Source organism: Anaerococcus kampingae (assembly GCF_046365475.1).
Lineage (GTDB): Bacteria > Bacillota > Clostridia > Tissierellales > Peptoniphilaceae > Anaerococcus > Anaerococcus kampingae.
In genome coordinates, this window is sequence record NZ_JBGMEF010000009.1 from 1 (window position 1) to 18,333 (window position 18,333).

An 18,333-nucleotide genomic window follows, 5' to 3' on the forward strand; every position below is an offset into this window, starting at 1 on the left:
TTAGATGTTGCTGTTAAGCAATCTGGCAGTTTTAATGCTACCGATACTAAGATTTCTAAACGTGGTTCTCCTTATCTTAGACGTGCTATTTGGCTTGCTGCTAGTGTTGCAGCTTTTAAGGATCCTGCTTTGTCTGTGTATTATCAAAAACTTAGACAAAGAGGTAAAGCTCATGGTACAGCTATTGGTGCTGTTGCTAGAAAACTTACTAACATAATTTTTGCTGTTTTGAGAGATAACAAAGCTTACATACCGAATATTTAGTTGTTATTTAGTTTTTCTAAGCCTAATTTTTAGGCTTATTTGATGTGCCATAAATTACAAGATTAATTATTTTTTATTTTCTCTTGACATTTGATAGCTGGTCTAATTTTGAGTATAAAAAAAGACGATAGAGTTTTTAATTTCTATCGCCTATTAATACCTTCTTTCTAATCTTCTAAAATCGATACTTCAAGATTTATCGCTATAAATCTAACAGTTATTCCCACTTCGTCCTTTACTGTTTTTTCAAATAGTTCAGCAATATCATATGGGGACATATCGTATATATCTTCGTACCATTCATTGCTTTCATCGTACATTGTCTCACATATTGCTTCAATATAATTTTTCTTATCCATAGTGAGCTCTGTATCACTTTCTAGAATAAACTGCTCACCATTTATATTTAATATAATTAAAGATGATTTTCTATTTTCACACATTTTACTTTCTCCATAAACTCAAATGTTTAACCTATTTATTTTATAACTTGATTTTAACTTTACCTTATCTCTATTTGTTAGATACTCTTCCACATCAAACAAGTTCTTCTTATCATAATCTTCTAACAACTTGTAATTCTTATGCTTTGTAATATCAAATTTATCAGACAAGAAAGGTCTTACTCCTCTCAGCTGGTATATACACTTTCCACCATCCATTACAGTTATTTCATCTTGGCTCATAAGTTCCTTTCCAGTCTTTTGGTAATTTAGACCAAAAGATTTTTGATTTGATCTTGTTTCTGATGTGTTATATAGGTCTATGGTTTCTTTTCCTAAGGTTTCTGATAATTCTTTTACTGTTGTTTTTTCTTTTCCTCCTAAAAAGAGTGTGGAGTCACAGTTACCAACTATTGTATCTGCATGGTCTTTGTAAATTGCTTTTAATTGAGATTGTGCTTGCAGTATTATGCTTGCTGATATTTCTCTTGAACGAATTGTTGCTATTAATTTTCCAAATTTAGGAATTAAGCCAATATTTGCAAACTCATCAAGTAGACACCTAACATGAACTGGAAGTCTTCCACCATACACATCATCTGCCTTATCACATAGTAGGTTAAATAATTGAGAATACATTATTGAGACTACAAAGTTAAAAGTATCGTCAGTATCTGATATTATTACGAACAAGGCAGTTTTTCTATCTCCAATTTTATCAAGCTCTAGTTCATCTTCACTCATTAGTTCTCTAAGCTCTCTTATATCAAAAGGTGCAAGTCTTGCTCCACAAGATATTAGAATTGACTTGGCAGTTTTTCCTGTAACAACTTGTCAAGGACTTTTTAATCATTTTTTATCGCTTTTTGATGTTTTTCTCTCTCCATTTCTCTAAGAATTATGCGTTTTAATTTGTCTTGCATTGTTTCCGTTGCATTTTCATTAAAGTGAACAACAACCTCATAGGTTGCTTTACCAATTTTCTTTATAGTTTTTGTTCCTGTATTCTGTTCATTTTTATTTTCATGCATATATTTTTCCTCCTGTTTGTTTCAATAAAAAAGGCGATTAGATTTTTAATTTTCTAATCGCCTTTTAAGTGTCATATTTATATTTTTATTATCTCTGGCATACTTTTATACCTTTTTAGACTTAAAGTCTTTAATAATGCCTTTCCACCTCTTTTTATCTATAAATATTCTCCTACATCATAGTTCATTTTTTTATTTAAACTTTTCTGTGTTAGTTTTTCTTTATCTTCTTCATACCATTTTAAGATTGTCGCATAGTGGTTTTGGTAGGTCTTACCACTGCTTTCCATGTATCTTGATAGTTTATTTATCATTATTTCTGTGTGTGAGTTTAGTTTTTCTTTTAGATTTTTATATTCTTCTTTGCTTAACCTTACATTTTTGTATTCTCCATAAAAGATGGGGGTGGACTGTTCTCCCCTCCCCTTATCTATACTAACCTTATCTAATCTACCCTTACCTATACTGGGTTGACCACTTGACAACCTTTGGTCAACCAAATGACAACCAACTTTTTCCTCTAAAATGTATGCTCCATTTTCCGTTTGATAAAGCTGCTGTTTCTGATCGATATACATTGTTGGCTTATATCTGTCTTTTCTAATAAAGTTATTTATCTTCCAATGAGTAATAACGATAATTCCCTGATCAAAGACTATCACAAAGCCTTTGGCAATAAGTATTTTTAGGTCATCTTCATTAGCTCCGATAATTTTGATGATTTTCTTAGGATTATTTACAAAACCATCATCATCTGCCCTCATTGATAAATGAAAATATAGGCATTGACTACTTAGTGGCATATCCAAAAATAAGTCGCTATCTACTATCTTTAGCGAAAACATTCTTTTATCTGCCATGCTCTCCTACCTTTCTTTAAATAAAAAAAGACGATAGTTTTTACTTCTACCGCCTTTTGTAAGTTCATATTTTATTTTTCTGAATCTAATTCTTTTATAGACTCTTCTATTTCTTCAATAGATGGTAAGCTACTTTTATATTCCTGCTCAAGTAGTTTGCTAATTTCATACTTACTTATTCCTATTGGCTGTGAGATATTTTCAAGCGAATATTCAGCGACTACATTATCTTTATCTCTGCAAATTAGTATTCCTATAGTTTGATTATCACTATTTGATTTCATATTCTTATTTACAGCTGTTACATAAAAATTGAGTTGACCTGCAAATTCCGGCTTAAATTTTTCTGTCTTTAATTCTACTACAACATAGGAGTGTAGTTTAACATGATAGAAAAGTAAGTCCATATAAAAATCACTTTCTCCAACCTTGATATGGACTTGCCTACCCATGTAAGAAAATCCTGTTCCAAGTTCCAAAAGAAAAGAAGTTATTTGATTTACTAATGCTTCTTCCAACTCTCTTTCATCATATTTATCCCTTATTGTTAGAAAATCAAAGTTGTATGGATCTTTTATTGTTTGCTTAGCTAATTCAGATTGGACAGCCGGTAATCTATTATCAAAATTAGTAACTGCATTCCCAACCCTTTTATATAAATCTCCATCAATCTGATGTTCCAAAATCGTCCTGCTCCATCCATTTTCAATAGTCTTATCTATATAAAACAAAGCCTCTTCGACATCTTTACACTTATACATAATCCTTTGATTATGTCCCCAAGGAATACTTTTTATTCTTCTTTCAATATCCGATAATTGGGTTACAGCTTGTAACCCAATTAGGTAATCATTATAAAAGTTATACCAATATCTTATATGTTTTAAGTTTACGGCTGAAAATCCTCCCATGTCTGGAAATTCTTTTCTTAAATCCCTACTCAATAATTTTAGAAAACTATCTCCCCAAGAATATTGCTTTTGTTTTTCAACAATTTCTTTCCCCAAGTTCCAATACAAATCAAGCAACTCATAATTAACTTTTACTGCTGCTTTTAATTGACTGCGTCTAACTTTTTCCTTTAAATCTGAAAGTAATTTTTTATATTCACTATCTCCTATAATAGCTAAATCTTTTTTATCCATTCTAATCACTCCAATCTTATTTTTTATTTTATTCTGTTTCTAACGCCAATGGCGGGAGTTTTAATATTTTTATCATAATCAGCCTATGGTAAACAAGCTCATTTTATCATTACACATTTAGTTTAATTAATGTGATTATACCAAAAATGCTAAATCTTTTCTATCTCTCCCTCTCTCTCTTTATCTATCTCTATATCTTTCTCTATCTCTATCTCTCCGTTGCACTTTTATTGCTTATGTGTTGCATTGCAACATTTTTAATTCTCTAGACTTTCTTGAACGCCTTGTAGAAGCTGTTTCTGATCCGATTAAGTTTGGTATTTCAGTTAAATAGTATTCATCATTTTCTGTTACAACTTCTAGTAAACCTTGATTGATTAAATAATTAACTGTAACCATTACATCATCGTCTGTTTCATCTATGGTTAGTGCTAACTCTTTTATAAAATCACTTTCTACTCCGTCATAATAGAGTTTGCCCTCATCTTTTAGGCTTAGTAGTAGAAGTTTAAGGTAGATTATCGTGTAGGTATCTCCTCCCGATATTCTTCTTAATCTTTTTATTCTTTTGTCTGTGAAAAATTCTTCTTTTAGTTTTATCCAATAATATCTTTTGTTTGTTGCCATATCTGCTCCTTTCTTGATTTTCGATAATCGAAATTCTTGATTTCCGATTTTCGGAAGCCTTGTTATTGTGAGTATCTAAGGGTGTAACTTTTCGTTACTCCCTTAGATTTCTCTGGTCATATCTTTTTTGCTTGGTTTTACTTTTTCTTTTACTTTCCTTTTGACTTTCTCTTTTGTCTTATCCTTGTTATTGGATATGTCTTTGTATTTTTTTATTTGCTTTAGGATACTTTCTTTTTCTTTTTTATTTTCTTTGGCTATGACTTGCTTAAAGGCATATTCCATTACTTTTATGTCTTTGGCTTGGAAGAATATTTCATAGTTTTTGCTTTCTTTGTTTTTCATTACTGAAAACTTTACTCCAAGTTTGCTTAGTTCTTTTTTTAAGTCTTTGAGGTCGCTTTGATCTATGCTTATATTTTCTAGTTCTCCTTTCTTGTAGAGGTCTTTTAGTTTTGTTTCTCGTCCCATAAGACTTTTTAGGTTTCCGTTTGCTTTTTCTAAAGTATCATTCATCTTTTTTCTTATTTCTTTGTCTAAGTTGATTGATTCTTTTACTGCCTTTATTGTGTATGATATTATGGTTTGTGCTGCTTGACCTGCTTCTTTACTTATTTCTTCGTTTATCATGTTTTATCTCCTTTGTTTGAATTAAAAAAAGGGAAGTATAGGTTTTAATTTTTCTATACTTCCCTTTGCTTGTTTTTATTTTATTGTTATTGGTGGTGGAATACTTTATTTTGATGTTTTTATATATTTCTTAGGTATTTATACCTTTTGTACTTTTAAATAGCTTAAAATACCTTTCCACCTTTAGTAGTATGTGTGTGTTCTTTTGTCTGATAGATAGTTTTTCATGTTGGAATATAATATCTGTATTTCCTCATTGTTCATTGCTTTTATTTCTTCTGTGCTTTTATAGGTTTTGTATTTTCCATCTTGATCTGCTTTTATGAGTTCATCTATTAGCTCTTGCCTTTTATTCATCTCTATTACCTCCTAGATCTGCCTTTATTTTCTTGGTCATATTATAGCTTGGATAAGATATTTTTACCAGGTCTTATCTTTCTTGATTTTTGAAATAGTCTTTAGTCATTTGTCTTTTTTTATTAAAACTATCACTGTCTTGCTTATACTCTTTTATCTTTTCTATGATACTTTCTTTTTCTCCTCTCTTAATTGCCTTGTCAATTTCTATTGATAGGTCAATACCATATTCTTCATTAACTACCTCTACTGCATATTTAATATGATTTATTTCCTTGTATCTTTCCCTTATCTTTTCTGACTCTGTATTTAATTTACTTATTTCATCTTCTAAGTTTTTAATTTCTCCTAACCATTCATTTTCTCTTAAATTTTTCTTTCCACTGATTTTCTCAATTAAGGTTCTTGCCCTTATATGTTGGTCTATTTCCTTTTGATTATTCTTGTAGAAGCTTTCTTTGAATATTTTCTTGCTTTCATATTCTTGGTAGGTTGCTTTTGTTTTTCTTACAGTCTTTGCATAGGCTAAACACTTATTAAGGTCTTCTATCTTTTGACTGTTTTCTTTTATGGTCTTATATATTTCAGAGTTTTTGCTTCTTAGGGTGTTTATACGTCCTTGTAGGTCTGATATGGTTTTTATTTTGTTTTCTCTTAGATAATTTATTCCACTTGCATATCTTTTTAGATCATAGATTGCTTTGTTTCTTTTCCCATAAAATGATAATCCAGCTCTATTATTTTCTTGCATTTCTTGGTAGAAGCTTAAATATTCATAGAGGTTAAAGAGTCCTGATTCATTTTCGATTTGCTTTTTACTTTGGTCTTTATATTCCTTGTATGATTCTTTTAGCTTATCTTTGAAGCCTGCTAACCAAGATGTTATTTTCTTTATTTCATTGCCTATGTTTTTTAATAGTTCATTCTGTTTTTTTATTTCACGATTTATATCTCCTTTTTCTGTTCTTATTCCTTTTCTTTCCATTGCACTAGCACTTGCTCCTAGATGTATTGTTGGTATTTGTTTTATGCCTTGCCTTTTAAAACTCCTATGGTCTACTCTTTTTTCTATTTTGTTTTTTGCTAAATATTCATTGCAAAGGTCTGAAAAATTTTCTCTCCATTTTTCTACATTGCCTTTATCGTTCCAGGTTGTTAGTTCTACTTTTCTTGTTTTAAGTTTTCCATTTTTGTTTAAAATCTTTTCTCCTTTTTCATCTAGGATATATTCCTTTTTACTTTTTTGCCCCCACGTTCCATCTTCATTTATTGGTCTTACTATGGTCATTATATGAGCGTGAATGTTTTGATTTCCCTCTCTACTTTCATCATGAATTGCTAGGTCTACTATCATTCCCTCTTTTACAAAGTTGGTTTGTATATATTCTTCTATCATCTTTTTATTTTCTTCTATGTTTAACTCTTTTGGTAAAGATATGATAAAGTTTCTTGCAAGTTGGGCATTAGAATTTTTCTCAAATAGTTCTACCGAGTTCCACAAGGTTTTTCGGTCTTTATATTCTTTTGGTGCGTGATCTGGTAAATATATTTCTTTGCTAATTACTCCTTGTTTTTTGGTGTAGTCATGGGTTACTCCGTCCCATTCATTTTTTATTTTTTCTCCACTTATATATGCTGCACTTGCTACTGCACTTTTGCCTTTTCCTCTTGATATTATGTTTACTGAAAAATGAAAACTGTCTGCTATTTTTATCACTTCCTTTCTTTCTTTGTTGTTTTAGGTGGAGGCTTAATAAATTTTTATAGCCACTTTGTGAATGAGCGTTTTGAAATGATAGAATAGAGAAAGCCGACTACTGAATTAATTTTTGTTGTTTCAGTATGTCGGCTTCATTGTTTTGTTCATTTCAAATTTTAAAAGTCAAGGGCGAGCCTTAGCGAGTTTATTTACCCTTGACTTTTAAAAAGCGAATGGTTGTTGCTCCCTGCAAGGGTTTGGCTCTAAAGGCACGCAAGCACCCTTTAGGGTGTATAATTGCGCCCTTAGAAATCTAAGGGAGATTTGATTATTTTATTTTTCTTAATTTTCTCTCATTATTTTTAGTGTTTCTTTAAATTCTTTTGTCTTTGTTGCTTCTTCTAATAGGATTTTTATTTCTTCATCTGTTAGTTCTTCTGCATTTTCTATAAGGCTTTCTAAGATTGCTCCTCTTGTTATGAGCCTATGTGTTCTTTCTTTTCTTCTTTTTACTACGTCTTGTTTTAATATCTTCTTTTCTTGATTTTTTAGTTGCCTTAATCTTTCTTCTGTATCGTCTATTTTATCTTTTATGTCTTTTGATTCTTGTCTTATTTGTTCTAAATTTTTCATATATAATTCCTTTCTTGTATTAAAAAAGAGATAACATTTCTGCTATCCCTTTCAAAGTTTCATTATTAAAAATATTATATTACCATCTCCTAAAATCAGATATGAAAAAAGTGCCTAAAATCATAGGCACTTTAAGAAAATTTTACTCAATATTTTTATTCATAAATGAATAATTCATCTACAGTGGTCTCAAGAGCTGTTGCTAATTTAAAAGCAAGTTCAAGAGTTGGATCGTACTTATTATTTTCAATAGCATTAACAGTTTGTCTAGTGACTCCGCATATATCTGCTAATTCTTGTTGCAACAATCCTTTATCGGTTCTAAATTCTTTGATGTGATTTTTCATTTGTCTTACCTATACTTCCTCATATTAATTAGGTAGGAAATATTAAAGGCTATTGATATTATACCGACATAAATTATCGGATTATCTTCAAATCCTATACTAGAATTTTGCTCAAAGAAAATGTTCCAAATTATGTTTAAAATTAGGAATATTATCCCTACCACTAATGCAGTTAATCCAGATTTTCTTACAACATATCCCTTTCTTTCATCTCCTTTTTTAATTAAGGTTACTATCATAATTAAGGTACATACTAGTGAAGTAACCAGAAATAACCATAGTAAACCTATACCAAACATTTGATGTGATTCAATAAATTTTATAAGATTCATATTGACCTCCTTATGTCAAATACTTTTGACATTATTATATACCCTTACTCTTTTAATGTCAAATACTTTTGACATTAAATAATGATATTAAGTTTATATAACTATAAGTCATTTATCATCATAGGCAGAGTCACTTGTATCCTTTCTTGTATTAAAAAAGAGATAACATTTCTGCTATCTCTAATAATTAGTTTAAAAAGCTAGTAGCTTTATATTCGCCTTGTTCTATACTTAGTTCAACGGCTTCGGCTACTTTTTCTAAAGTATTCAAACTATCATTTCTTAACCTTGTACTTTCTTTCAGAATTTTACCAGTATTATATCGTTTTATTTTAATTAATCTTTATTTATAAGATTCTACATATAAACTTCTAATTTACTTAAGTTATTAAGCTATCACTTAATTAATTTTTACGCTATCTCTAGATTGTAATTTTCATTTATTTCTACAATTACTATAGTTCTAATAACACAATTATTTTGAAATTACTTTTTCATAACTTTGAAAAAGTATCCCTAGAATATTGTGTTCAATTTATTTTGGGTATTTCTATTTCTTTATAGTTTCCTAAAATAAGTACCAAAAGGCAACCAGAATTGTTATTTTCTAGTCGCCTTTGTGACAAAAATTCTCCTAATAAGATACTACAATTTTCAATAGATAGTCCTCTTTTTTATCCTTAAATAACTTATCCACTTCATCTACATTTGCCCACTTTAGTAAAATTTCTGAAGTTTCTTCTCTGGCAACATTAAGCACAAATTTTTGTACAGCTGCTGATGGGCCTTCGACCATATTCTCATTTTTTATTGGAAAATCAGTCATAATATATGAAATTAAATTCAAATTTTCTTTTTCATCAAGGCTCCAATAATTAATAGGAAGACGTTGAGGAAGAACAATCTCAACAATATCGCTATCTTGATCCATTTTAACTTCTATTTCAGAACCCATATGTGATTCTCCTACAAGATCTATAGGATAAGCTTTGTTGTTTATCATTACCACATTGTTTTGTGGATATCCCTTATCATCGACAGGAAATTCTATATCTCCTTTCTTTTCTGATACTGACTCTTTACCACAGCTTGCTAGTAAAAACATAACCGGAATCATAAAAGCACAAAGCAATATAGCTAAAACCTTCTTGTATATTGCCATGCATTGTCTCCTCCACCTAATTTATAAGTGAAATTACCATAAGAATTTAACCTTACACTCTTATGAACACCGCCATTAGGCTCTAATAATATCAGTATTCTACCATTGTTTCCATCAGGTGAACCAACCCAATCTTCATATCCAATTAACCCAACTGAGTGTCTTTTCAATCCTAAATGCATTGGTTTATTCGAGTTGATATCACTTTTAACATTTCTAAAACTAATAACGCCAGTTTGAGAAGGATATAATCCCCAATGGTTATATGCTTTTTTTATAGCACTCCATGTCCCTCCTTGTTCAGGATTATTTGGAAATACATACTTAGCAACATCAGATGCTGAAAGAGATTTTCCCTTTTTATAGTTAATCATTGCAGCACAAGTCGCTGCCCAGCACCAATCATGACCTCCCTGAGAAACTCCACGCACACCTAACGTTCTATATGATTTAGGTCCTTCAGGATATTGACTCTTAGCTAAATAAACATCTTCTTTTAATTCTTTTTTTAAATCACTCTTCGGCAAAACACTATATAATGACGATAATGATAAAGAAAGCTTAGAAGATAATTCTCGAACTTCAGTTCCATCATTATATAAGTTGAAAATTTCAATAGAATCTTCTCCATTAAAAGCCTGTAAGTGAATTCCATCTGTCAATAAAACAAAATCTTTCATCTTATTACTATTCAAAATATCTTCCAATTCTTTAGCAAAAGAAACAGATAGAGAGGAATTATATTCTCCATTATTTTCTGAAATTTCAAGTATAGCAACTATTTTTTCATTTTGTAATACTGGAAAACAGCTTGAGTTAGTATTTTCCACAACATTAAATACTGTGAAAGGTTCTCCTAAAGAATAATCTTCATAACCATCTAAATCTCCAACTTCTACTAAAGCATGCAAATGCTCTGGAAATATATTCGTTGCATACTCAATTAACTCTTCTTCAGTTTTCAAGCTTCTAATTCCGTCAATAGAACTCTCATCCGCAAACGCATATATAGGCATTACCAAGATAAACGCCAATACCAATAATATAGACAACAATTTTTTTATCATATTAACCTCACTTTCTGCTGTTTTATATTCATTATTAAATATACTTAGAAGCAAAGTCCATCTCCGTTCTTATACCTCTGAGGATTTTTGTAGTTCATCAACACCACCTCCATTTTACTAAATATAGTCATATAATTTTTAACAACAATTATGACTATGACACTTATATGTTTCTTTTCCATCTAAATCAAAAATCTTATACATACAAACTCCTAAAGCATTTGCTATATCGTTAGCAGTTTTTAGACTTGTAATCGTTTTTCCTGTTTCTATTTTGTTTATACTTGTCCTTGATATCCCTACTTTTTTACCAAGTCTATGTTGTGATAAACCTAAAGGTTTATAGTATTTCTCAATATAAGTAGGTAACCTGTTATTATACCCACAAAAACACTTAAGCATATTTTTTTAACACTTTACTCCACCTTTAATATCAGCATTATCCGACACCACATCATTCTGTAATTTGTAGAGGTTATAATATAACCCCTTATTTTTAATTAACTCATTATGGTTACCAATCTCAATAATATGACCATTATCTACAGTTATAATAAAATCAGCACTTTCAACTATTTTATTAAATCTATGTACAATTACAATTTTAATTTTTTCTTTTGAATCTTCAGCAATTGTATTAAATATAGCATTTTCTGAAACCAAATCAATTGATGCATTCGGTTCATCAAAAATATATAAATCTCTATCACTTACCAATGTTCTACCAAGTGCAATTTTTTGCCACTGACCAATTGATAATTGCAATCCTTCATTAAATTGATATCCAAGCTGTTGATTTTTCTTCAATATCAAATCATTGAGTTGTACTTTTCCCATTACTTCATCAATATCATCTTTTTTATAATTAGCATCAATTTTACCATATCTAATATTGTCACTAATACTTGTTTCATACTTTATATAATCTTGAAATAGCACTCCAACTTTATTTCTATATGAATCTAAATTTATATTTCTCCTATCAATGTTATTAATTAATATTTCACCTTCATAATCATTATATATACCCATGATTATTTTCATTAAAGTTGATTTCCCTGAGCCGTTATTACCCATAATTATATAAGTTTTCCCCGCCTCTATTTCTAAGTTAATATCTTTTAATACATACTCATTCTGATTTTGATATTGATATGAAACCCCTTTAAATTTTATTGTATTAATTTCGCCTATAACAATCCCATCCTTATTAATATCTTCTTCTTCAATATTAAAAAATTCTTTGATTTGTTCAATCATTGCAGAATTTTTGTACAAAAATGAAAGTTGCGAGAACATTGATAAAACGCTGCCTTTTAGGCTATCAATTGAGTTATTATATAATACAAAAAAACCAATTGAGATAATATGATTAAAAGCTTGGATAATTATAAATACTGTAATCATAAAATCTACTAATAATTCAACCAAAGATATTATCCCATATGTTATTGCTCTTTTGTTATGTAATTTAATAAATTCTATATTACATATATTCTTGATATTTTTATATTTTCTTATAAAAAAGTTAAATAAATTAAACATCTTAATTTCTTTAAAATGTTCGGCATTAGTTAATATGTGGGATATGTATGAACACTTTCTTAATTTTTCTGTATTTTGTTTTTCTACCTCATACTCTAATAAATTATATTTTTTCTCAAATAAATATCTTACTATGGGTAGAACAATTACTATGAAAAATATTGCAATATTATATTTTAGAATAATTATCATATAAGAGATTGTACTAATTACAGATGAAACTAAAGAAAACAATGTCTTTACACTTCCTAAAATCCCAGCATTAGCATCATACTGTGTCCTGTTAATAAGATCATATGTTTTACTTCTTTCAAAATCTTTACAGTCCAGTAAAGAAACTTTAGTTAATATATTTTCTTGAAAATAAGCATCAAATTGCAACTCATAATTTTCTATCTTAAGTTGTGTGAAGATTTGAAATATCGTTGATAATAATTCGAAACATGATAAAAATACCATCCATATAATGACAGCTCGAAAATCTCCAGTTCTATACTGTATGCAATCAATTACCTTTTGTATTATTAATAGTAGAATAATGGGAGTCATTCCACTCAATATTGAATCTATACACAAACATATAAAATATCTTTTACTGTAACAATATACCCTTTTTAATGACCAAAGAATATTTAAAAACAATCCTTTTGTAGTTACATCCTTTTTCTTCATTATCATATATCTTTATCATCTAAACTCGATTTCTGACATTGCTTTTTTTAATCTTTCAGGATCTCTTTCAAATACTGTAAAATAATTAACGAACATATCTTTTACGATTCGTCTCGATGTATCGCACATTCCATCAGTTTCATACCTATTTGAATCGTCTGTAGTTATTGAACTCTCATAACAAACGCCACACATCATCCTTGCCCAGCAATTATTGCATTTTTTACGATAATTTTTCGCATATTCATCAATATAAATTTTGTAGATCCTATCATAATCATATCCATCAAAACAATTCCCTAACGGAGGAATATTTCCAACTTTTTCACATGGTCTAAAATCTCCTTGTGTCGTCACGTATAATCGTCTTTGTCCCGGCAAACAGTTTCCATGTAGAAACGACCTATCTATTATATCATCTGATTTTATTCTATCGGCAACCCTTACAAGTTCTTTATTGATCAATCCGAAATATTCAGACGAAACACCATTGGTTTCAAAATCTTCAACTGCAATACCTTCAAGCGGACTAATTTCTAAATTCTTATTCTCTTCCACTACATTATTTTTGTCATAATCAAATACCATATCACCTACATCTACATACGAATAATTTATGTTTATTTCTTTTGGTACTCCTAGTTCAGTCCTAAAATAATCACTTATTTTATTTAACTTCTCCTTTGTATACGGTGGTGTAATAACGCAATTTATCATCAATGTCCTTCTATTATCAGGATTATAAAAGTTTTTTAAGAGTTTACAGAAATTTTTGGTCGCAACTTCATATGAACCTGTTCCACTAATATTACATCTATATTTATCATGGAATTTTTGGGGTCCATCTAAACTACAAACAATCTCTAAATCTTCCAACTGACTAAAATAGCTTATCATATCATCTGTAATGAGAGTTAAATTAGTCGTAAATCCGAAACTCTTTTTCACTTTAGGATAATTATCTTTAAAATATTCAATGGTTTTTTTCATAAGCTCAAACTCAACTAACGGCTCTCCTCCATAATATGTAAGGGCAAATTCATCCCCATCATACTCCTTCATTAAATAGTCAATGCTTTTCTTTGCTATATCAAAGTTCATTGTCTTATTAGAAAATCCTCTATGATCTGGATGATGATCATTGTATATGCAATATCCACATCTTAAATTACAAGCTTCAGTCAGTTCAAGTACTATCTGTTCACACTTTCCTTTTACTGAATCTTCGAATTCTTCTCGTGTAGGAATTACAAAATCCCAAGAACTATTCTCATTAAATAGATTTTCTTGTCTTACAAACTCTCCAAAAACTTTATTATTTGAACACTCGTTTTTTAAACTTGTTTCGCCAGACAAGATTCTATCAATAATTTCTACTTCTGAGTCATCACATAAAACAACCTTACCTGTCGCAGTGTCATAATAATATTTGTTATCTTTTGTTTGAAATATCATGCCATATTTTTGAACATTCATCCCTTAATCCTCCTATCGTTATCATGTTATTACGGCGGAGGATAGTTTCTGTAAACTACAGCCATCCCCCGCCAGTATTAAGCTATTTTAGAATAATTAAACTGTTAAGCATCTTTTGCCTTTTTAAAATTAGCATTGTTATTCTCTGTATTTCCTTTTATACAGCTACAGTTGCAATTCCAAAATGGTTGCCATGGACCTCTTGTACTTTTCCAACCACTGTCGCATACACATCCTGCTCTTCTAAGTACAGGTGTTCCTGTTGAATCATTAATAATCTTCATTGTTTTTTTCCTCCTTTGTTGAGTTAATTTATATTCCCAATAATCAGTTATATTTACAATATTCGCTTGCTACTATGCTCAATATATGCATATAGGATCCCTAATTGGCACTGCAACAAGCTACATACCACTTTTTAGCTGATTATTTAGAAACTTAGTTTTGACAACATTTGCTAAATGTTGAATAAATAAATGGAATCGTTATTATTACAATAATCGAATACATCACTATTATCATAGGTATCTGCATAACTACATTCCCTAAAAATTGATACAATAAAGGTATCTTAATACAGTTATATACATTTATTAACTGATCCGGTGTTATGTTGAAAAAGCCATCAAACGGTAATACTCTACCAATAAATGGAGAGACCACAAATAATATCATAGGAACGCATAAGCTTATAAGTGGTGAATGTGTTTTAGCTGATACAAGCATTGTCAACACGCTTGAAAGCAAACTCCCTACATAACCCGCAAGCATAATAACAAAATATCTTTCTAAAAATGTATAGTTGTACATGCAATAACTATATTCAATTTGAATTGGTGAATTAGCTCCACTTACACCCATAAATGCAAAGGATATAATTGAAAGAATAAGCATTGCTCCCCAATAAATAATTGTAGCCATAAACAATCCTGTTACTATCTTAGTCTTAGTCCCCCTGCTTCTACCTAATTTTGTACTAAAGAATACAGACTCTGCTTTCAGTTTGAAATCTTCAGAAAATATTCCAGATGTAATAAATGATATAGATATAATCAATATTATTGCATATGTTGTTGCATATAGCCCCATAGTAATCCATGAATCTGCAGGTGCGTAATCAAATGGAGTAACAAGCTTTGAATATTGTTTCTTCAAAAACTCTATTTTCTCCTCTGTAGTTCCATATTCGTCGATTAAGTGAACAATGTTATCATCTCTTATAGCATACATATTTCTTGCCATATCTGAATCTAATGTATCAAATCTTGTATAGTCTATATCCCCTCCATAAGATATAGTGCTAACCATAAAATCTTTTATATCCATATATTTTTGTATATTATTAGCGTATATGTTCTCTGGAATTTTGTTTCCATATTCACATTTAATTTGCTTATCTGTATTTACTATATCTTCAAAAATATCAGAGTTTAACTTCCCTGCATATTCAGCTTTAGCTTCAGTTAATTGCCTTGCAGCAAATAACCCATTATGTGTATTTCCATCCTTGTCAACATAGCTTACACTCCAAACAGCAAATATGCTTAAAACGACTGCTATGACCAATAAAAATAGTAATACAAGCCTATTTATACGATTACTAAATACTATATTAATTTCATGTTTAATCATATTTATTTCCACCTTCTATCCCAAAGTAATAGAAAAACAAATCTTCAAGTGTGGCATCAACACGCCTAGCATTTTCATTAGGCTTATTTTCTGATAAAATTCTTAGTTCTGTATATTTCCCATTATTATTTATTGCACTGATAGAACTTTTAAATCTACTGATAAATTCTTCTGCTTCATCAGTATTTAAACAATACAGCCAAACCTTACAAGGAATGTTTGAACACAATTCTTCAACTGTACCTTCTTTTATAATTTTCCCTTCCTTCATGACAAATACTTTCTTGGCAATAGCTTCTATATCGGAAACAATATGTGTAGATAAAAGTACAATCTTACCTTTTGCAAGTTCACCTAATAAATTTCTACATTTTATCCTTTCAATTGGATCAAGTCCAGCCGTAGGTTCATCAAGTATAAGTATTTTAGGATCATTTAATAATGCTTGAGCAATACCTACACGCCTCTTCATTCCTCCGGATAGTTCTTTCATTTTTTTAAGCGAATGTTCCTTCATTCCCGTTGTTTCTAGTAAAATATCAATACGTCTTTCTGCAACTTTACTCTTTAAACCTTTTAACGAAGCAATATAGGCAAGATACTTTTTTACGCTAAGATTAGGATAAAATCCAAATTCTTGTGGAAGATATCCTATAATATCCCTATATTGAGCATCCATATTAAATATATCCATACCATCATAACATATAGAACCCTCTGTAGGCTTCAAAACGGTACATATCATTCTCATAAGCGTAGTCTTGCCTGCACCATTTGAACCAAGTAATCCATATAGACCTTCTTCCATTTCAATAGAAACATTGTCAACAGCCTTCATATTTCCAAAACTTTTTTTTACTTTATTCAAAACTAAACTCATTGATTTTTACCTCCAACTGTCTAATGTTATTGTGTAAGGCTTTTCTAATATAATAAATTGTTAATAAGATACTTGTACTAAACATCACCACCCAAACAAAAGGAGTTATTTTTAAATAGATATTCTCGTTTAATACAATTATCATCCAAACCATATTTGCAGCAACACATATAATCATTGTTATAAGTTGGTTAAAATATTTTCTTCCAGAAAATGCCTTCATACAAATCATTGAAGCAATCATAATTGGAAATATAAATTGCTTTAAAATATCTGCAAACATGATTTCTTGCATTTGCACAGCATAAATACAAAATAGTGTCAAAATAGTAGTATCAACAAAACCAAAAGCTATAAGTTTAGCTGCATATATTTTTCGCAAATTAAAAATTGAAGTTTCCTCAATCTCTATTGATTTATTCTCAATATTCCTCCATAACTCAGGAATTACAAGTATAATAAACAATGAGGCTATTATGCTTAATCCTCTTTGTACATAAGCTTCGCCATCCGAAATAGATAACCATTTTGCTGCAATAAAAAGCAAAAATGCTTGTGCAAGCCACCACTCTTTTTTCATGATTTTGACTTGTAAAATAATAAATTCAATAAATCCAATTCTACTTTCATTGTCTTTGCTATTGATCAATTCTCTAGCTTTGAGAACTAAACTATCTATCGCTTCCTTAGACGGTTTCTGCTCATTTTGTTTATTCATATTTTTGAGAATTTTTTCTAGTCTATCTTCAAAAAAATTCATCTTTTTCATATTTCACCTCCCAGATACTTTTTTATCATTTCTTTACCTTTCTTCAGTCTGTATTTTACAAGTTCTAATGAAATGCCACATATATCAGCAATTTCTCGCTGTTTCATATCAAGAAAATAATACATGATTATAACTTCTCTAATATCTGATGGTAGTTTTTCAACCGCTTGCCTAACATATAAATATTCTATTGTTCTTTCGGATTCATTAAAACTTGATGATACCTCATAGTCAATACATTCAATTGAAATATCTTTATTACTTTCTTTTTTTCTCTCATCAATACACTTATTGCGAGCAATCGTATATAAATAGTTTAAAAGTTTACCCCTATGTTTATATTGATCAATTTTCTTTAAAAAAATCAAAAATACCTCTTGTGTTAAATCTTCGGCTGTATGTATATTCTCGGAATGATACTTGCAGTAGTCAAAGACTTTCTTATAATATTTTCGAATTATTATTTCTGCAGCCTTATCATCACCATTTCTAATGCGACAGACAAGAAAAAAATCTATGCTCATATCTAACAATTCTCCTACCTCTAAAATAGCCTTATATAATATATAACGATTGTAATACAAAAAAAGATAGTTTTTTATATCTTGAAAAATATTTTCTTATCTCTTTTATTCGTACTGTTCTTCAAGGTTTTATTAACAATAAATATATCTCATATTATCTAACAGTCTCATCATTTCAGCAATACTAAAATCATCTTGCAAAAAATGGTTAATATTTTTTTAGAATATCAATTAATAG

21 protein-coding genes and 2 pseudogenes are annotated in these 18,333 nt (G+C 29.6%); 1 reads left to right on the forward strand and 22 read right to left on the reverse strand.

Translation table 11 applies throughout. From position 1 onward, the window contains the following. Nucleotides 1-264, forward strand: a 264-nt coding sequence (locus tag ACCQ42_RS01705; protein ID WP_410035160.1) for a transposase, incomplete at its 5' end; no start/stop codon positions are given. Between the two features lie 167 nt (nt 265-431). Here ACCQ42_RS01705 and ACCQ42_RS01710 read toward each other — a convergent pair. The 22 genes and pseudogenes from ACCQ42_RS01710 to ACCQ42_RS01815 form a co-directional block, all read right to left on the reverse strand. After that, complete coding sequence (locus tag ACCQ42_RS01710; RefSeq protein WP_410035161.1) at nt 432-707, reverse strand: hypothetical protein; 276 nt, start codon at nt 705-707, stop codon at nt 432-434. Between the two features lie 18 nt (nt 708-725). Continuing rightward, nucleotides 726-1,541 (reverse strand): annotated as a pseudogene (locus ACCQ42_RS01715) (VirD4-like conjugal transfer protein, CD1115 family); the annotation flags it as partial. An 11-nt stretch (nt 1,542-1,552) separates the two neighbouring features. Continuing rightward, nucleotides 1,553-1,738 carry a transposon-encoded TnpW family protein gene (locus ACCQ42_RS01720; protein WP_410035162.1) on the reverse strand — a complete coding sequence of 62 codons (186 nt, stop codon included), beginning with the start codon at nt 1,736-1,738 and terminating at the stop codon, nt 1,553-1,555. Nucleotides 1,739-1,896: 158 nt separating this feature from the next. Beyond that, entirely contained in the window at nt 1,897-2,598 is a 702-nt protein-coding gene (locus tag ACCQ42_RS01725) for a replisome organizer (protein ID WP_410035163.1), read from the reverse strand. A gap of 71 nt (nt 2,599-2,669) precedes the next feature. Next, entirely contained in the window at nt 2,670-3,743 is a 1,074-nt protein-coding gene (locus ACCQ42_RS01730) for a PDDEXK nuclease domain-containing protein (RefSeq protein WP_410035164.1), read from the reverse strand. Nucleotides 3,744-3,895: 152 nt separating this feature from the next. Next, nucleotides 3,896-4,370: pseudogene (locus ACCQ42_RS01735) on the reverse strand (phage replisome organizer N-terminal domain-containing protein); the annotation flags it as partial. Between the two features lie 102 nt (nt 4,371-4,472). Next, nucleotides 4,473-5,000: a PcfB family protein gene (locus ACCQ42_RS01740; RefSeq protein ID WP_410035165.1), complete on the reverse strand. Its 528-nt coding sequence runs from the start codon at nt 4,998-5,000 to the stop codon at nt 4,473-4,475. Between the two features lie 183 nt (nt 5,001-5,183). Next, nucleotides 5,184-5,357: a hypothetical protein gene (locus tag ACCQ42_RS01745; protein ID WP_410035166.1), complete on the reverse strand. Its 174-nt coding sequence runs from the start codon at nt 5,355-5,357 to the stop codon at nt 5,184-5,186. Nucleotides 5,358-5,430: 73 nt separating this feature from the next. Then, nucleotides 5,431-7,065 (reverse strand): MobQ family relaxase, encoded by a 1,635-nt coding sequence (gene mobQ, locus ACCQ42_RS01750; RefSeq protein WP_410035178.1) that lies wholly within the window; start codon nt 7,063-7,065, stop codon nt 5,431-5,433. Between the two features lie 333 nt (nt 7,066-7,398). Beyond that, on the reverse strand, nt 7,399-7,689 hold the full coding sequence (locus ACCQ42_RS01755; RefSeq protein ID WP_410035167.1) for a DUF3847 domain-containing protein: 291 nt from the start codon (nt 7,687-7,689) through the stop codon (nt 7,399-7,401). A gap of 155 nt (nt 7,690-7,844) precedes the next feature. After that, on the reverse strand, nt 7,845-8,036 hold the full coding sequence (locus ACCQ42_RS01760) for a helix-turn-helix transcriptional regulator (RefSeq protein ID WP_009430407.1): 192 nt from the start codon (nt 8,034-8,036) through the stop codon (nt 7,845-7,847). Between the two features lie 5 nt (nt 8,037-8,041). After that, nucleotides 8,042-8,368, reverse strand: a complete 327-nt coding sequence (locus tag ACCQ42_RS01765; protein ID WP_316258366.1) for a hypothetical protein — start codon at nt 8,366-8,368, stop codon at nt 8,042-8,044. Nucleotides 8,369-9,002: 634 nt separating this feature from the next. Further along, nucleotides 9,003-9,530 carry a hypothetical protein gene (locus ACCQ42_RS01770; protein ID WP_410035168.1) on the reverse strand — a complete coding sequence of 176 codons (528 nt, stop codon included), beginning with the start codon at nt 9,528-9,530 and terminating at the stop codon, nt 9,003-9,005. Next, nucleotides 9,506-10,651 carry a C39 family peptidase gene (locus ACCQ42_RS01775; protein ID WP_410035169.1) on the reverse strand — a complete coding sequence of 382 codons (1,146 nt, stop codon included), beginning with the start codon at nt 10,649-10,651 and terminating at the stop codon, nt 9,506-9,508. The genes ACCQ42_RS01770 and ACCQ42_RS01775 overlap by 25 nt, the downstream gene beginning before the upstream one ends. 84 nt (nt 10,652-10,735) lie before the next feature. Then, nucleotides 10,736-10,999, reverse strand: coding sequence for a helix-turn-helix transcriptional regulator (locus ACCQ42_RS01780; protein ID WP_410035170.1), 264 nt, complete (start codon nt 10,997-10,999; stop codon nt 10,736-10,738). 6 nt (nt 11,000-11,005) lie between these two features. Further along, nucleotides 11,006-12,814 carry an ABC transporter ATP-binding protein gene (locus ACCQ42_RS01785; protein WP_410035171.1) on the reverse strand — a complete coding sequence of 603 codons (1,809 nt, stop codon included), beginning with the start codon at nt 12,812-12,814 and terminating at the stop codon, nt 11,006-11,008. A 15-nt stretch (nt 12,815-12,829) separates the two neighbouring features. Further along, nucleotides 12,830-14,290, reverse strand: coding sequence for a radical SAM protein (locus tag ACCQ42_RS01790; RefSeq protein WP_131749342.1), 1,461 nt, complete (start codon nt 14,288-14,290; stop codon nt 12,830-12,832). A 104-nt stretch (nt 14,291-14,394) separates the two neighbouring features. Further along, complete coding sequence (locus ACCQ42_RS01795; RefSeq protein WP_004812281.1) at nt 14,395-14,574, reverse strand: hypothetical protein; 180 nt, start codon at nt 14,572-14,574, stop codon at nt 14,395-14,397. A 154-nt stretch (nt 14,575-14,728) separates the two neighbouring features. Beyond that, nucleotides 14,729-15,922: an ABC transporter gene (locus ACCQ42_RS01800; protein ID WP_410035172.1), complete on the reverse strand. Its 1,194-nt coding sequence runs from the start codon at nt 15,920-15,922 to the stop codon at nt 14,729-14,731. Beyond that, nucleotides 15,915-16,802 carry an ABC transporter ATP-binding protein gene (locus ACCQ42_RS01805; RefSeq protein ID WP_410035173.1) on the reverse strand — a complete coding sequence of 296 codons (888 nt, stop codon included), beginning with the start codon at nt 16,800-16,802 and terminating at the stop codon, nt 15,915-15,917. Before ACCQ42_RS01805 ends, ACCQ42_RS01800 begins: the two co-directional genes overlap by 8 nt. Beyond that, on the reverse strand, nt 16,783-17,571 hold the full coding sequence (locus ACCQ42_RS01810) for a hypothetical protein (RefSeq protein WP_410035174.1): 789 nt from the start codon (nt 17,569-17,571) through the stop codon (nt 16,783-16,785). Before ACCQ42_RS01810 ends, ACCQ42_RS01805 begins: the two co-directional genes overlap by 20 nt. Beyond that, nucleotides 17,568-18,095, reverse strand: coding sequence for an RNA polymerase sigma factor (locus ACCQ42_RS01815; RefSeq protein WP_316711744.1), 528 nt, complete (start codon nt 18,093-18,095; stop codon nt 17,568-17,570). The genes ACCQ42_RS01810 and ACCQ42_RS01815 overlap by 4 nt, the downstream gene beginning before the upstream one ends. Nucleotides 18,096-18,333 lie beyond the last annotated feature (238 nt).

Excerpts from the sequence above, each read along its gene's own strand:
- ACCQ42_RS01730 (WP_410035164.1), bottom strand. The coding sequence starts at position 3,743 with ATGGATAAAAAAGATTTAGCTATTATAGGAGATAGTGAATATAAAAAA.
- ACCQ42_RS01795 (WP_004812281.1), bottom strand. The coding sequence starts at position 14,574 with ATGAAGATTATTAATGATTCAACAGGAACACCTGTACTTAGAAGAGCA.
- ACCQ42_RS01770 (WP_410035168.1), bottom strand. The coding sequence starts at position 9,530 with ATGGCAATATACAAGAAGGTTTTAGCTATATTGCTTTGTGCTTTTATG.
- ACCQ42_RS01810 (WP_410035174.1), bottom strand. The coding sequence starts at position 17,571 with ATGAAAAAGATGAATTTTTTTGAAGATAGACTAGAAAAAATTCTCAAA.
- ACCQ42_RS01790 (WP_131749342.1), bottom strand. The coding sequence starts at position 14,290 with ATGAATGTTCAAAAATATGGCATGATATTTCAAACAAAAGATAACAAA.
- ACCQ42_RS01725 (WP_410035163.1), bottom strand. The coding sequence starts at position 2,598 with ATGGCAGATAAAAGAATGTTTTCGCTAAAGATAGTAGATAGCGACTTA.
- ACCQ42_RS01755 (WP_410035167.1), bottom strand. The coding sequence starts at position 7,689 with ATGAAAAATTTAGAACAAATAAGACAAGAATCAAAAGACATAAAAGAT.
- ACCQ42_RS01760 (WP_009430407.1), bottom strand. The coding sequence starts at position 8,036 with ATGAAAAATCACATCAAAGAATTTAGAACCGATAAAGGATTGTTGCAA.
- ACCQ42_RS01720 (WP_410035162.1), bottom strand. The coding sequence starts at position 1,738 with ATGCATGAAAATAAAAATGAACAGAATACAGGAACAAAAACTATAAAG.
- ACCQ42_RS01785 (WP_410035171.1), bottom strand. The coding sequence starts at position 12,814 with ATGAAGAAAAAGGATGTAACTACAAAAGGATTGTTTTTAAATATTCTT.
- ACCQ42_RS01780 (WP_410035170.1), bottom strand. The coding sequence starts at position 10,999 with ATGCTTAAGTGTTTTTGTGGGTATAATAACAGGTTACCTACTTATATT.
- ACCQ42_RS01765 (WP_316258366.1), bottom strand. The coding sequence starts at position 8,368 with ATGAATCTTATAAAATTTATTGAATCACATCAAATGTTTGGTATAGGT.
- ACCQ42_RS01800 (WP_410035172.1), bottom strand. The coding sequence starts at position 15,922 with ATGATTAAACATGAAATTAATATAGTATTTAGTAATCGTATAAATAGG.
- ACCQ42_RS01805 (WP_410035173.1), bottom strand. The coding sequence starts at position 16,802 with ATGAGTTTAGTTTTGAATAAAGTAAAAAAAAGTTTTGGAAATATGAAG.
- ACCQ42_RS01745 (WP_410035166.1), bottom strand. The coding sequence starts at position 5,357 with ATGAATAAAAGGCAAGAGCTAATAGATGAACTCATAAAAGCAGATCAA.
- ACCQ42_RS01740 (WP_410035165.1), bottom strand. The coding sequence starts at position 5,000 with ATGATAAACGAAGAAATAAGTAAAGAAGCAGGTCAAGCAGCACAAACC.
- ACCQ42_RS01710 (WP_410035161.1), bottom strand. The coding sequence starts at position 707 with ATGTGTGAAAATAGAAAATCATCTTTAATTATATTAAATATAAATGGT.
- ACCQ42_RS01815 (WP_316711744.1), bottom strand. The coding sequence starts at position 18,095 with ATGAGCATAGATTTTTTTCTTGTCTGTCGCATTAGAAATGGTGATGAT.